Origin of the sequence: Chlorogloeopsis sp. ULAP01, from assembly GCF_030381805.1 — a bacterium.
Lineage (GTDB): Bacteria > Cyanobacteriota > Cyanobacteriia > Cyanobacteriales > Nostocaceae > Chlorogloeopsis.
In genome coordinates, this window is the sequence record NZ_JAUDRH010000001.1 from 603,123 (window position 1) to 617,772 (window position 14,650).

Annotated in this window: 10 protein-coding genes; 2 read left to right on the forward strand and 8 right to left on the reverse strand. The window is 39.2% G+C overall.

Annotated elements, in window-relative coordinates:
• The first annotated feature begins 1,343 nt into the window (after positions 1-1,343).
• Positions 1,344-3,530 carry a glycosyl hydrolase family 28-related protein gene (locus QUB80_RS02635; protein WP_289787929.1) on the forward strand — a complete coding sequence of 729 codons (2,187 nt, stop codon included), beginning with the start codon at positions 1,344-1,346 and terminating at the stop codon, positions 3,528-3,530.
• Positions 3,531-3,832: 302 nt separating this feature from the next.
• Here the strand turns inward: QUB80_RS02635 and QUB80_RS02640 are convergent, their stop codons facing one another.
• Positions 3,833-5,173, reverse strand: coding sequence for a TldD/PmbA family protein (locus QUB80_RS02640; RefSeq protein ID WP_289787930.1), 1,341 nt, complete (start codon positions 5,171-5,173; stop codon positions 3,833-3,835).
• A gap of 23 nt (positions 5,174-5,196) precedes the next feature.
• Positions 5,197-6,669: a TldD/PmbA family protein gene (locus QUB80_RS02645; RefSeq protein ID WP_289787931.1), complete on the reverse strand. Its 1,473-nt coding sequence runs from the start codon at positions 6,667-6,669 to the stop codon at positions 5,197-5,199.
• Between the two features lie 53 nt (positions 6,670-6,722).
• Here QUB80_RS02645 and QUB80_RS02650 point away from each other — a divergent pair, with 53 nt between their 5' ends.
• On the forward strand, positions 6,723-6,878 hold the full coding sequence (locus tag QUB80_RS02650) for a hypothetical protein (RefSeq protein ID WP_289787932.1): 156 nt from the start codon (positions 6,723-6,725) through the stop codon (positions 6,876-6,878).
• 3 nt (positions 6,879-6,881) lie between these two features.
• On the opposite strand, the gene QUB80_RS02655 is transcribed toward QUB80_RS02650, so the two are convergent.
• From QUB80_RS02655 to QUB80_RS02680, 6 genes are all read right to left on the reverse strand, one after another.
• Positions 6,882-8,069 (reverse strand): nucleotidyltransferase domain-containing protein, encoded by a 1,188-nt coding sequence (locus QUB80_RS02655; protein ID WP_289787933.1) that lies wholly within the window; start codon positions 8,067-8,069, stop codon positions 6,882-6,884.
• 25 nt (positions 8,070-8,094) lie between these two features.
• Positions 8,095-9,912 (reverse strand): ABC transporter ATP-binding protein, encoded by a 1,818-nt coding sequence (locus tag QUB80_RS02660; protein WP_289787934.1) that lies wholly within the window; start codon positions 9,910-9,912, stop codon positions 8,095-8,097.
• Between the two features lie 77 nt (positions 9,913-9,989).
• Positions 9,990-11,201: a cupin domain-containing protein gene (locus QUB80_RS02665; RefSeq protein ID WP_289787935.1), complete on the reverse strand. Its 1,212-nt coding sequence runs from the start codon at positions 11,199-11,201 to the stop codon at positions 9,990-9,992.
• A gap of 43 nt (positions 11,202-11,244) precedes the next feature.
• A complete protein-coding gene (locus QUB80_RS02670; protein ID WP_289787936.1) occupies positions 11,245-12,165 on the reverse strand; it encodes a phosphoenolpyruvate carboxykinase (ATP) in 921 nt (306 codons plus the stop codon).
• A 204-nt stretch (positions 12,166-12,369) separates the two neighbouring features.
• Positions 12,370-12,519, reverse strand: coding sequence for a hypothetical protein (locus tag QUB80_RS02675; protein ID WP_289787937.1), 150 nt, complete (start codon positions 12,517-12,519; stop codon positions 12,370-12,372).
• Between the two features lie 171 nt (positions 12,520-12,690).
• Positions 12,691-14,646, reverse strand: a complete 1,956-nt coding sequence (locus QUB80_RS02680) for a lasso peptide isopeptide bond-forming cyclase (protein ID WP_289787938.1) — start codon at positions 14,644-14,646, stop codon at positions 12,691-12,693.
• Positions 14,647-14,650 lie beyond the last annotated feature (4 nt).

A 14,650-nucleotide genomic window follows, 5' to 3' on the forward strand; every position in this document is an offset into this window, starting at 1 on the left:
AGTATGTCTTGACAGATTCAAAAAATACTAGCAATAGTAATATGATAACCGCCAAATCACCCATAACAAACACTTTATAGTGAGGACTTTAGTCTTCACTATGAGCAAATATTTTTATTCAGTTTGATTAACTGGACATGATATAACTTAGTATTCTATTACTAGATTTTTAGGTATTTTCATTGAAAAATTTTAGATTCAAATTAATACAATTAGGATAATACGTAAGTAATAATGCGATTAGGATAATACGTAGGTAATAATATAGTAAGCATGAACTATTGAAGAGGGAAAAATCAAAAATATGCTTCAATCTAATATACTTAAAAAAACTTAATATTTATCAAACGAGGAAAGTATTCATACGTCATCTGTTAATAAATAATCTTTAATAGCAGTGCGATCGCATAGAATTTCATATCTATATATAACTTACGGTGATAGCTTTTTAGCGGGCAGTTGACATAACCTAATTTGTATAATCAGCCATTACCATCAGCAACTAATCTCTACTAAGGCGATCACAATATCTCCTTGTTGTATTTAAGCTAATTCAAAAATACAGTGTAATTTACTGTTGACATCACTATCAGCCTGACTTAACTTGTAGTGGCATATGTATGCCAAGTTCATGAATTCAAAAATAGTGTTATGTCTTAGTCATATCCTATTGACAATACTGTCAACTTTGACTTAACTCGTAGTTGGCATATGTATGCTCATTTAGCGCATTAGAAAAATTCTTTGTCGGTGAGCTAATTTTTTGTACATTATTTGATGCATATTATAAAATATGTTTTTTAGAGATAGGCGTAACTAATAAAAACTGTATTACGCTTGAAAGCAAGATTAAATTCTATTATCAAAGCTCAAATAAGTGTACAAGAAATAAAAATTTCAGCAATCATTGTTTGATGACTGAAGTCACAAGAAAAAATAACTAGAAATCAGGCTAATGATTTGATGAGTGCAAACACTACAAAGAAGCAACCTATTAAATTTTGGCTACATAGCTCATTTCATAAAAATTTCGGTGCTTTGATTTCTGTAATTACGATCTTAAGCATGAAAAATAGGTGTGATTAAGTTTTGAATGAGAGCGTAAAAAATACCGTGAACAAGAATTATTAGGTATCTAGAGGACAAACGTTGTGAGTAATTTTAAAAAAAGTAGAGCAAAATTTATTACTACCAATCGCTATTGTCTCTTAAGCTTTTGCTTATTCATAGCGACTATATGTACTCCAATGATTATTCCGCATCTGTTTCCACCGAGTGCTACCGCGTCTGAAGCTACTTACTCTACGCCCTTGTTTTATGGTCCATTTTCAAGTTGGACTAATGTGAAGACTGCATATGGAGCCAAAGGTGATGGTACTACCGATGACACTGCCGCATTACAGCAAGCACTTGACGATTTAGGGCAGACAGATAAAGGAAAGGGAAGTGTATTGTATCTTCCGGCAGGTACTTATCGTATTACTAAACAACTGAGACTCTACAAGGTACGCAATGTTGCAATTATCGGAGAATCTCCAGAAAGTGTGACGCTGCGTTGGGGGGGAACAAATCAAGGAGTAATGCTCCTGTTTAAGAATGTTGCCTACAGTCGGCTTAGTCGCCTCACTTTTGATGGAGCAGGTAAAGCGGGTAAAGGGCTTTGGATTCGTTGGGGTGGCTATGCTACAGGCGATCATTTCCCGACAACTTTTGATATCTCTGATAATGTCTTTAAAGATTTAGAGGTAGGTATCCAAGGTGGTGAAGATCCCAATATAGCAGGACACCAAGACACGGCAGCAGAAGTGGCAATTATGCGATGCAAATTCTTACGTCACTCCTATGCAGGCATAGTATTGCAAGATTGGAACACGGTTGACTGGTGGATTCGCAGTTCTCTGTTTGAAGATAATAATTACGGTGTTGCCGGTTTAATTGGAGTTTTTCACGTCACAAATTCGGTTTTTCGTCGCTCCACCGAGGCTGATGTGTACGCGCAAAATAATTCTTTTATCGGACTTCGGAATAATTATTCAACAGCATCTAAACGTTTTTATTCAACGCATGGCCCGACGGGAGACGGACTAAACGCCATACTACAAGACAATACTATCTTAGATACCACTGACGTTGCAGTCAGTCTTAAAAGTGCTGGTCCAGTTACTCTGTTGGACAATATTATTCGTAATCCAGCAGGTGTGACGACTCCAGCAGTAGCCATGGGAGCAGGATCGCCGGGAAACCTAATCGCTGTAGGCAATACTTTTACAGTTTCTAATCCGATTGATATTGACCAAGACTATAATCGTTTTTACTCGCAAGATAACAAGGTAGTAAATCGAAGCACGATTAATGTTGAGGTACCAAAGCTACCAGACACTCCGGAGCGATCAACAGCGCCAGTAATTAAAGTCACTCAAAAGACTGGAGCAGCAATTCAGACTGCAATAAAAAAAGCCTCTTCTACCTATGCTGGTCAACGCTCTGTAGTACATCTACCCGCTGGTGACTACTCTACCAATACCACTATTACAATTCCAGCAGACAGCGATGTGCGAATTGTAGGAGATATGGGATATTTATGCTTTAAGGGCTGCTCCCGTATAGTATGGAATTCATCTAGTTCTGGCCCGGTGTTGCGTGTAAAAGGGCCAAGCAAAGCCCTTATCCAAGATATTGACATTCTCGGTAACCATAGTGCTGATGGCATTGTAGTTGAAGGAGTTGATCAACAACAGGGACATATTCTTCTTGACCAGACCATAACGAATATGCTTACCAATGCTGGTGCAGGCATGATAGTTGATGGACTTGATCATACAGTAATTAATAGTATCAATCACCGTTTCTTTGGTATCTCAAAAGGAGTAACAGTTATCGGCGGTTCTCTAACTGCGGATGGTGAATCGACTACTGCACGAGTAAATTTGTTTGGGGGTTCTAGTGGTGCATTTAAAGAAGGGCCAAGCTTTCATGTAGACAATGGTGGGCGTCTGATGGTGCAGGACTCTTGGTATGAGAACGGTTCCAATAGATCTCCTATGCTACACCTCACCGGGTCAGGAACGATAACTTTGGATAATATGAAGCAACAGTTTTACGGGAGTGCTGCTGGAAGTTCCCCAACTATTATAGTAGATGGATTTTCAGGGAAAGTAACGCTAGGGAACATTCACTTTATGGGTGGTGCCGTATCAGTACAGGGCAATAATGCCAACACTAACTTCTTACTATTTGGATCTGCATTACGCGCGCAAGACAATATTGTTGCTAATTTCTCGAATAGCTCAAACGCTGGTCGGATAGTAACGTTAAATAATAATGTTGGCCCAAACTCTGGTACTGGAAGCGTTCAACATATGTCAAATATAGGTACTGTTAATGCCCAATGGTTGCGATCTATGTTTTCCCAATTGCGTCAAGACAAACTTGCTGATCCTACACAATCGATACCATCAGACGTCACTGATTTGATATTGCTGCGGGTTGGAGTTGAAAATGTTACTAACGGGATTACAATAAAGCGGTAACTTATTACCCAGCCAGTCATACCATTTTGGATTTTGGTTTTTGGATTTTAGATTGGGAATCGCCTTTTGTATCTGGGTTGGGTGAATCTATTACCCTTAATCATTTTTAAATTGGTATCAGATAAAATGTCTAATGAGAGACAGTAAATGACGCTGTTATAATTGGTACTAATTTAAATTATGACAATAGTTTTAATATTTACTCTTGATGTTAAGGAGGAGAATTAAAGTAACAAACTAAGAGTTAGAAAGTATAGATTAAATGTGACAACTCCTAACTCCTAGCTCCTAATTACTAAATTTTACTCTCCAGTAATTGACAGTTCATTAACCCAGATTTTTGGACATACTCCGGCAGGAGTTAACTCAGCTTCTTTCTCTACAAAAATAATTGACTTTAGAAGTTGTAGAAAATCGCCAGCAACTGTTGCCGACTCAATACTCGTCTTGACACCTTTGTTGATAATCCAACCATCAAAGGGTAGAGAAAAAGAACCTTGTAAAGATTTAACTCCAGCATGGAGAGCCTGTAAATCATCGATAAAAACTATATTTTCAGCTGTTTCCAGACTTAGTTCTTGTTCAGTAGATGTACTTGCAAAAACATGATAAAAATTCGGGCTGACGGTGACTTTTGCGCCTATATTAGCATTACCAGTTGGTTGAGTATTCAGTCTTTTCGCAGTACCTGCGCTATGGAGAAAGCCTGTTAAAATTCCATTTTCAATGAGTGACACTCGACGAGTGGGAGTTCCCTCACCATCAAAAGTTTCTGCACCCACATTAGCTGGATGCAATGCATCATCGCACACTGAAAGCAGGGGAGAAGCAATTTGCTTTCCTAAATCATCAGGAGTAGATAGGCTTTGTTTATCCAAAATATTTTGAGCGTTGAACAAGTTTGAAAAAGCACCCAAAAGACTCAAGAAAGCATCTGGTGAGAAAACAACTGTATATTTACCAGACTTAATTTTCTCATAATTTAAGTGGCTAATAGTTTTCTCAGCCGTTTCTTGAATGCAACCATTGATATCTAAAGCCTCTAAACTGTGATTAATTCTAAAAGCCCCTGCACTACGAGGTTTTTTCCCTTCTTCTTCCGTTTTGCTATAAAGATAAATTGATGCCAAAGAGTGAGACTCAATTCTCATCGCACCCTCGCTGTTGAGATAGAACCTATCAATATCTCTTTGCGCCAGGCTGTTGTAGGGTACTCCTTTGATAGCCGGATGAATTGATAGTACTTCTTTCTCGGCTGCCAGTAAATTCTCTATGAGTTGAGCAACAGGAGCTTGTGGGTATTTTTGATCGGATTGATGATTAATAGGGGCAGTTGCTTGTGGGCTAAAATCCGGTACATTTTCTTTCACGCCAAAGAAACTAGCTTCGTAGGCAGTTTCTAAAGCTAATTCTAGACCTCTGGGGTCTACATCTGTCGTACTGGTGACACCCATTGTGTGATCTTCATTCCAAACACGCACAGTGACACCAGAAAGATTTGAGGCTTTGACTTGCTTAGGTTCACCTTGATCTACTTGGACACTCGTTGAATCTACTATTGATCCATAGATATCGAATTTTCTAACGCCAAGTTTATTAGCACTATCCTTAGCATGATTTGCTATTTCGTTAATATTAGGCATAAAAGTCTGAAATTCAAAATTATTTAGCGTCCACCAACAGTAATTGAATCAACTTTGATATGTGGTTGTCCTACCGTGGTGTAGATACTGCCACTAATAGAGCCACAGAAGCCGGGTGCTAAAGATAAGTCTTGAGAGCACATGGAAATTTTATTCATTATTTCCTTGGCTTCACCGATGAGAATTGCTCCTTTGAGTGGTTTAGTAATTTTGCCGTTTTCTATCAAATAAGCTTCGTCTACACCAAAATTAAATTGTCCAGTAGCGCCAACACTACCGCCACCCATTTTTTTGCAGTAAATACCTTTATCAACAGAGGCAAATAAATCTTCTGTTGTGTATTCTCCAGGAGCAATGTAAGTATTACGCATCCGGCTAGCAGCCGCAAATGTGAAACTTTGACGCCGCCCACTACCGGTTCTGGGATGTCCGGTGCGCCACGAACCAGCTCTATCTGCCAAGAAGTTCTTGAGAACACCTTTTTCAATCAATAAAGTTCTCTGGGCAGGCATACCTTCGTCGTCCATATCGATTGTACCGAAGGCATTTTCTGTCCGTCCTTCGTCCCAAGCAGTTAGGCTTTCGTGGGCAATTTTTTCGCCTTTTTTGTCAGCAAAAGGAGTGGTTTTGCGTTCAATTTGTGTGGTTTCTAGCAAGTGTCCGCAGGCTTCGTGGAAAATTACCCCGCCAAAGTGATTTGCCATAATGATGGGATAAGTGCCTGATTCCACATAATCTGCGTAGAGCATTTTACCTGTTGATTCGGCAAGTTGTTCCGCTGCTTCTTGGTAATCCCAGGTTTTTAGGAAATTGGGATCGCTGGTGTTACCACCCCGTTCACCCATGGAAGCGCGATCGCTACCGTCAGCGCACAGCAAGCTTAATCCTACTGACTGGGTAAGGCGAATGTCACGGGCAAAAGTACCATCACTAGCGGCGACTAAAACTTCTTGCCAGTCACGGAAATAGGTGCCACGACGTGATTGGATGTGGTTGGCTTTTTGCTGTAATTGGGCAGTACTTTCAAGGAGAATTTCTCCCATTTCGCGGATAGAGCTACACAGAGGTAACCAGCTATCTTTGCCTCTTTTAGTGGCGTAATCTCTAAGTAATTCCAGGTTGATTTCTGGAATAAAAGCGTTTGGTGCAGGTAGCTGTAATCCCAGAATCGAAAGACCTTTTTCTAAAGCGGCTTTCAAACCTGCAAACGAAAGGTCATTTGTACTAACATAGCAGTCGCCGTGTCCTTTAAATACTCTTACTCCTGCACCAGTAGAAAGACGCGGTGTAATACTGGTGATGGTGTCTTCTTCTGCAAGGCAGCTAATATAGTTGACACGCTCTAAAAAAAATTCGATGAAGTCAGCGCCGGCGGCACGCCCTAATCCTAGAAGGGTTGCCAAAGGAGCTTCCCAGGTTTCATCAAATCTTTCTGGAGTGGAAGAGTATTGCAGGGTGGGGAGTTGTTTAGAGAGAAGTAGGGTATTTGTGAGCATGAGTAGCCTCTTGGTGCTGGCGTTTCCGGAAACTTTGACTGAAATATCCTGGTGTGATCAGTCTAACAAATCCCTGGAACCCACAGATAGAAGCGAGGCGATCGCCTTTTCATCACTCATCAGGCTTGATACCCAATTCTCACAGTTTTGCTGCTAGGCATTCAGCACGTTCTTGTAATCGTTGTTTGCAAGAAAAATTTAGTAAATAAATACTATTTTTTTATTCTTAAGTACTGTAACAAAGATAATCTGTATCTTGCTATTAAACGAATTGGGCGAGTTAGATAATACAGAAAATAGAGAAATTTAGGTAAACGAAGAAATTCTAAATCGTGTTCTGTGGGTGTAAACCAGCCATGAGTATTCAATAAACTAACCAAGATTTGTAATCTGTCCTTGAAATGTTCTCTTGTACTCATGTGAAATAAATCTTTTGGCACCCCTTCAATTTTCTCTTCAGTAGTCTCACAAAAAAGTTGTTTGCTCACCTGCTCGACTACTGACTTAACTGCTGGATCCGACTCTACCTCTTTTAAAACTTCTTCTGGAAGAGATGCTTCTAGTAGATTTTTGGTTAACACAAGTGCGACAGAAACTATCCGTTTACATCCGAATCTGTTTGCTTGATCCATAATCTGCATCCAGTTCATTTCTGGATATGTGCGAATCACTTCCGCAACATCGCAAATCCGATGCAACATATACCAACAGTCTTTAGTTCCCTGGAGACAGAGCATGAAAAAGCAGGCTTCTGGTGATAAATTAAGCACCTTTTCTCCGGATAGCTCAAAATGCTCCAAATTTTGCCACCAGTAATTGTCACTAATAGAACGTGAGTAATCCTTTGGTATGATTTCACAATGAAGGTCAATACAAAGCGTGCGATCATAGAATAGAAAATGGCACTCTGAGGGCAAGTCAAGACAGATTTCACCCCCTGCGGCAATCAGTAAATCTACAGCTTTTTGATAGTGATGTTTGTGAACAAGGATATCCAGATCTCGTGTTTGGCGGAGGGAAAAGTTACCGTAGGCTGAAGCCCCTAGAATAGATCCTTTGAATGAGAGCGCAGGAATTTGATTGCTTTCAAATAAGCTTAAAAACTTCAATAAACTTTGAGTAATAAAAATGCTACGAAAAAGATTTGCTTGAAAATCTTGACGGAGCTGATTTAACTTGGCAGGGGGAACAAGTTCTGGAGAAATACTTTGGAGGCTGTGATACAAAAGCGGCATAACTCTGTGCCTTTGTGCTATTCGTATCAAATACTCCCAGTCAATATCCTCTAGCAACAGCTTTTGAATGCGTGCTGCTATTGTGGGAGTAATGTGAGTTCTGGCACAGTATAGTAGCAACTCTACTTCTTTAATAGTAGATTGTGGCAGCTGTTGAGTAGACATTTTGGGTAGTACAATCATCAAACTGCTACCTATAATTTTGAGCTTGGGTTTCAAATAAATGGGCATAGGTACCCTCTAGCTGCATTAATTCCTCATGGGTACCGCTTTCTAAAATGGAACCATTTGCCATCACATAAATGCGATCGGCCATCTTAACAGTGGATAAGCGATGGCTGATGAGAATGGCAGCTTGATTTTTGATCAGTTGGCGGAACTTTTCAAACACTTCATATTCAGCTTTGGGATCCATGGCGCTGGTAGGCTCATCAAGGACAATTACCTGGGAATCCCGCAAAAATGCCCGCGCTAGTGCAATTTTCTGCCATTGCCCAATACTTAGTTCTTCTCCCTGTTCAAATAACTTACCCAAGATGGTGTCATAACCTTGAGGTAATTTTGTGATGACATCATCAGCACCAGAACGGCGAGCAGCAGCAATTATACTTTCCTGATGAGGTGGCAGTTCGATATTGCCTAGCCAGATATTTTCCTGTGCTGTCAGGTGGTATTTGGCATAGTCCTGAAAAATTACGCTGATTTGGTGCCGTAATTCAGCAATTTTAAATTCCCGTAGATCAATCCCATCGATAGTAATGTTGCCTGCTGTTGGATCGTACAATCGACATAAAAGTTTAATTAAAGTTGTTTTCCCGGAGCCGTTTTCTCCAACTAATGCTACTACTTCCCCTGGTCGGATCGTAAGGTTGATATCTCGAAGTGCCTGACGGATAGTGGTAGTGTATTGAAAACTAACATTATTAAATACAATCCCACTCTGCATTGGTCGTGGAACTGGTATCGGATCTAAAGGATCGACTAGCTTGGGTTTCAAGTCCAGGAACTCGTAGAGATTAGCAAGAAATAAGTTGTCTTCATACAGAGCAGATAAACTACTCAATAAACCTTTAATATCATTCTGTCCGCGCTGTAATGCTTGATGATAGAGAACCAGATCACCCAAACGCAAAATGCCGTAGATAGCTTGATAAACAATGAAAGCATAGATAACAAATATTAAAACCCCAGCGACAGCTTCTGCTGCAAAATTAGCCAGAGAGCGTTTAGTAAAAATTTTTAAGCTTTCTTTATATATCTGCCGTCGGATACGGAGGTACCATTGACTAAAAAAGTTACCTAAATCAAATAAGCGAATTTCTTTGGCAAACTGATCTGATGTCAAAATCCAACTTAAATACATCGCTTTTCGATGCGGTGGAGTCCATTTTCGCTGCCAATGATACATGACTCGACTGAATTTTAACCGCACTAGCATAGCGGGAAGAGCAGCAATAAATAGGATACCGATAATTCCCCAATGCAGTGACAGCAACAAGCCAATCATTGCCAGCAAGGAAACACTGTTTTGAGCAACTTGTGCCAAACGATTTAAAATTTGGGGAGGTCGGTGAGGAGCTTCTTGTTGAGCACGTTGTAGGGCATCGTAGTATTTGGCGTTCTCGTAATACTCTAGATCGGCTGCAATTGATTTAGCATTAATAATGCCCTGCATATAGTCAGTCACTCGCTGAGAATGAGCAGTAGTGACTAATTCTGTTAAGGAACTGCAAAGAGCAGTTACAAGAGTTACTGCACCAGCTATAGCAATTAAAAGTATTGCACGATGAAAGGCAGCAGTTTTATCAGTAGTAGAGAGGTTAACAGCTACTGTATCTATGATCAATTTAGTAAGATAAATTGATACTACAGGCAGTATTCCTTGGATAACTAGCAGCACTACACGAGCGCTCGTCCAACCAGGACTACTTTGCCAGACTAAGCGTAATGCAGGCACAAGGCGTAAAGTTTGCTGGAGTTTTTGTTTAATGATTTTGCCTGCTTGCATATTTATAATTTTTAAAGAATTTTTAGTAAGTTTAAAATATTTTATAAATGACCTATATAAATTTAGTTAAAATCTAACTAATCGTCAGCGTTAATACTTTCAATTTTCAAAAATCCTTCTTGGATAAATTTAGTAACTAACTTAATTTTGCCTTTATTATTTATTAAACCACCAATATCTTTCACGGCAAAGCGATCGCTATATAATATAGTACTTAAGGAAGGAGCAAAAAAAATAGGAAAAGTTAAGCTTTTGTTGTAAAAATTTATATGTATATTGCTTTTATCCTTATCTATTGAAAAAAGAATACCTTTTCTTCGTGATAGAATAGAGTTTAAATTAATTTGATTAATGAGTAACCAGTCCTTAAATCTGCTTTCATCTTGGGAACGCTTGTTGACAATAAACTGGTGAGATTTTGTTTCAAGTAAAGTATCTACATCTAAATTAGTAACTAAATCTTGGCAGATTTGGCGAAACTTTTCTTTAAAAAAGCTTTTCTGATCATCATTCATGAATTCGTTAGGAATGGCTCTTCTAAAAGCCGGGTTCTCCTTAGCGAGTTCAACTAAGTCTTGTAGTAGTTCAAACCAATAGGTGGGATATAACCCCAATGCAATATGTATAGAATTTGTATCTGTTGTGAAAGCTTGATGAATGAGACCCCTGGGAATATATAGTAAATCTCCCGGCTTTAATTCAACTTCAAACTCCGGTTTTTCTAATGAGTGTAGTCCTATACGCTGGTCTTTTTGTTGAGAAGGTAGTTGTATTGGTGAGTGATATAAATGCCAAATTTTAGTACCATGTATTTGTAAAATACAAACATCATGCTCGTCATAATGTGGCAATAATCCTTGTGCTGTAGGAGGTGTTATATAAATATTTGCTCTAATTCTAAACTTGAGTTCGCTTTCTAGTAAATTACAAAATTTTATAAGTTTAGGAATTGATTTATGTACACCGTTGATAACTAGTGTAAAGCCCTGATGTAAAAATTCAAATAGCTTCTTATTGTTAACAATATATTGATGAGATTTGGATTCTTGTTTAGACCAATTCTTGAAATCTAAACTATTACCATCCTTGACTAAGAAAAAATTATCACATTCTGCTTGTAATTTTTGATTTTGCAAAAAATTATCAATATCGTTATTATCTAAAATATTGTTATAAAAGGAGTAATTGTTACGATTAATATAAAGATAATTTTTCTCCCAAAAGGACTGAAAAAAATCTGTAATTTTATATGGATAAACAAGTTGAGAAAAGTTAGGTTCAGTATTCATGAATTGATAAATTATCTCTAATTAAAAAATTAGATAATTAATTTTAAACAAAATTAGCTGTACTGATTTGACGTTCAAGATGCTGTTCTACTAACTGGCAAACGTTAGGTAAAAGTTGTAGAGAGCTAGGTCGTAAAAGCCGAGATATCGAAACTAAGTTAGCAAGTTTGGTAAGCTTAAGGAAGTGAGACGCTCCGTTAGGTTGCAGCAGTTCATTCCCAAATCGCGTTATGTAAGAGTTGCGGAATAGATATGTTAAAATTTTCTGGGGCTGAAGAGGTTGAATTTCTACATTCGCATCTATACCTAGAACATAAATTTGCTGGAGTGGAATAGTTTTTTCTGTAAAACCGTGAGTAATCCTGCGATCGCGTTTTTCTAAGTGAGAAACTAGTCGTGGCAATTCTTCAGGATTACCTCCCAAACCAGCAACTGCATCTGGCCAAAGTTTCAGTTGTGGAAAAGCTGGTATCAGCAATACTTGGTTGCTATTGTTCAAGTCTACAGCAATAACGTCATCACCAATTAGGCTATGTCCCCGTGCGTGGAGAGCAGCAACCATAGTGGATTTACCCCATCCTTTATCTCCGATGAAGGCAACACCATTATCATGTATGGTCACAGCACTTGCATGCAGTACTAAAAATCCTCGTTGATGTAGCAGCACACCTATAGCTGCCCCCAATATAAATAAGCGTAGTCTGTCCTCATCAGCCTCTGGAACTGGATCGATAATAATTCTTTTTCCATCTTGGATCAGAAAAGTTCCCACTCCTTGCCAATATAAGTACATACCCTCAGAAGTTAACTGGAAACAATGTGCAGCAGAATTAGTTTTTAAGGGAGAATGCTCTAGTTTTTGCAATTGTATAATCACATCTGCATCTACTTCACAAGAGGTGATTAACTCTGGCAGTGGGAATGGGGAGTAGACAATTAAACCATAAGCTCTGTAGGAATACATATTTTTTATTCTTTACTGAACACTTTAGTAAGTAAAGGCTGATTACTTAGAATTCAGCCTCGACTAGTGATGTCAAACGCTCAAGAGAAATTGAGCAGACAATCATTATTATCAAAATTTGTTCATAAATAACTTCGGTTTTCTTGCTGATCTCAAGCAAAAAAACACAAAGTTATTTTGAATTATTTCGGTGGCTGCTAACGATTAGCTAGCAACATCACCAATTCCGTTTGGACCTACAGTAGAACCCTGAGGAACGTCAGTACTGCTAGCTCCACCTTGTTGGGTTAGAGTTTCGATGTCACCATAAACGGTTACTTCGGGTTTGGTGTAGGTTTTCTTTTGCAAGTTCATGGATTTGTCCTTTGTTGTTAGTTTATTAAAGTGAACCTAATAAAGGCTCGAAAATACAGCTTTCTAGAGGTTTCTCTGTAAATAGAGTTGACCACCAAAATAGCTGTGTTGTTGGATGTATTAATATCAGCCAACAAGACAACCATTTGATATGCAACACTTAGATCGCTTTCAGTCGCGTACTTGTGGGGCTTCAGATGGTGAAAAGTCACTATGCTTCAGCCATAGAGCTAAGTTCAAAGCTTTCCAGAGATTGAAAGAATCATCTTCTTTGTCTTGTTGAGAAATAAATCTGTGATATGCCTCATGCAAACTAATTGTGTTTGTGTACTCCTTAATGAGTTCAGAGTTCTTGACCAGAAGCTCTTCCAAGCGCTCTTGCTCAAAAGTTAAAAGTCCGTGGTTAAAGCTAGGAGCCAGATTAGATTTGCCACCACGCCATTGCACTTCCTGAGGCAGAATCCCAGCCATTCCCCGACGCATCACCATCCGCGTCCAGCCTTGGTGTATCTTTTGCTCACCAGGAACAGATAGGCAAAATTCCACTAACCGCTTATCCCAGAATGGAAAACGTAGTTCAATGCCAAACTCGGCAGCAGCTTTGTCTAATACCTCTAAAGTATAAGGCATAACACCCCTCGCCAAACTGTAGTAGTGTTGTGCTCTTTGGTTCTCTTGTGAGTATAAGAAAAGTTTATTTAAAGATTTACGCCGTTCTTTTAAGCCAACGCGTTCAACAAAATCAGGGTTAAGGATTGTACTCCATGTAGGTTGATTAGCAGAGCCACTTGTTCGCATTACTCGCCTTTGCAATGCTTGCCAAACTCGTTGTCCTATTCTCAAAGGCTTATATTTGCGTATTATTGGCTCAAATTCATATTTCCACAAATATTGCCACAGTAGCTGCCAGAAAGAATAATTGAAGTTTTTAGCAAATCCTTTCAACTGTTGAATTAAGCTGAACCATCGTTTGTTAATTGCCAATTCATTTAAATAGCTTACGCCATGTGAAACAGTACTATCTCCATCAAATCCATCAAGAATTATGCGCACCCCCTGCTGTTGAGCAACCTTGTAAATACTCCTGTTTAAATACAAATTGAAGGCGAACAGAGGTTCATCCAGATGCTTGAACAGACTATCTATGAGAGGACTGATTTGATCCGCACAAACGTAGTGCGGCTTCATGCCACCTTGAGCAAGAACAGGGTTGATGTAAGCACGTTCGTCACACTCACTCACTTTGTCAAAAATTGCTGAAAATGTCGGTAAAACAGATCCTCCTTCCTCTTCTAGTATTTTCCTTGCTGTGCAAGTGATTGAGGAAGAGTCTAGCCCACCACTGAGCATTGTACCGAGAGGGTAGGCACTACGCATACGGCATCGCACAGCTTCGCTAAAAAGTTCACGAAACTTGGCGGCATATTCCTCATCAGAACCTAAACGCAATTCATGGTTAGGATTTAAAGACCAATATGACTCTAACTTTATTCCTTCACAGCTTACTATCATCCGATGAGCAGGAGGAAGTCGGAGGATATCTTGGTAAAAAGTAATGGTAGTATCCTCAAACATCGATACCAGATAATCACCAATCCTCACTTCATTTATCTGGCGTGGCACATCTGGCAAGCAAAAGATAGCTTTAATCTCGCTGCCAAAAACAAAGGCTTGTGCAGATGAATAGTAATAAAAAGGTTTAACACCAAAGTGATCTCTGGCACAAAATAATATCTGCTTTCGCCGATCCCAAATAGCAAAGGCAAAATCACCCAATAAATGCTCTGGACATTGCTTACCCCATTTTTCATAAGCAGCTAATATCAGTTGACTATCGGTGACTTTCTCTGCCGGATAGTCATTTAATTCTAATGCACAGATGAGTTCGTCTCGATTATCAATTCGAGCATCTGCCGTAATTGTCAAATCACCAGTGTGGTAGGGCAACTTCTCTAGAAGAGATTCGGGCGTTGTCCACAGCATTCGATGTCCCAAGCCAACACACCCATCAATCCAGATGCCTGCATTATCTGGCCCCCTATGGGCAATAATATCTACCATCTGCCCAAGTTTTTGATGGTCAACAGATTGACCATCAAGATAGTAAACGCCGACAATGCCGCTCATAGTT

Coding starts and splice junctions, on each gene's coding strand:
- QUB80_RS02670 (WP_289787936.1), bottom strand. CDS start 12,165: ATGTATTCCTACAGAGCTTATGGTTTAATTGTCTACTCCCCATTCCCA.
- QUB80_RS02680 (WP_289787938.1), bottom strand. CDS start 14,646: ATGAGCGGCATTGTCGGCGTTTACTATCTTGATGGTCAATCTGTTGAC.
- QUB80_RS02660 (WP_289787934.1), bottom strand. CDS start 9,912: ATGCAAGCAGGCAAAATCATTAAACAAAAACTCCAGCAAACTTTACGC.
- QUB80_RS02655 (WP_289787933.1), bottom strand. CDS start 8,069: ATGTCTACTCAACAGCTGCCACAATCTACTATTAAAGAAGTAGAGTTG.
- QUB80_RS02640 (WP_289787930.1), bottom strand. CDS start 5,173: ATGCCTAATATTAACGAAATAGCAAATCATGCTAAGGATAGTGCTAAT.
- QUB80_RS02665 (WP_289787935.1), bottom strand. CDS start 11,201: ATGAATACTGAACCTAACTTTTCTCAACTTGTTTATCCATATAAAATT.
- QUB80_RS02645 (WP_289787931.1), bottom strand. CDS start 6,669: ATGCTCACAAATACCCTACTTCTCTCTAAACAACTCCCCACCCTGCAA.
- QUB80_RS02675 (WP_289787937.1), bottom strand. CDS start 12,519: ATGAACTTGCAAAAGAAAACCTACACCAAACCCGAAGTAACCGTTTAT.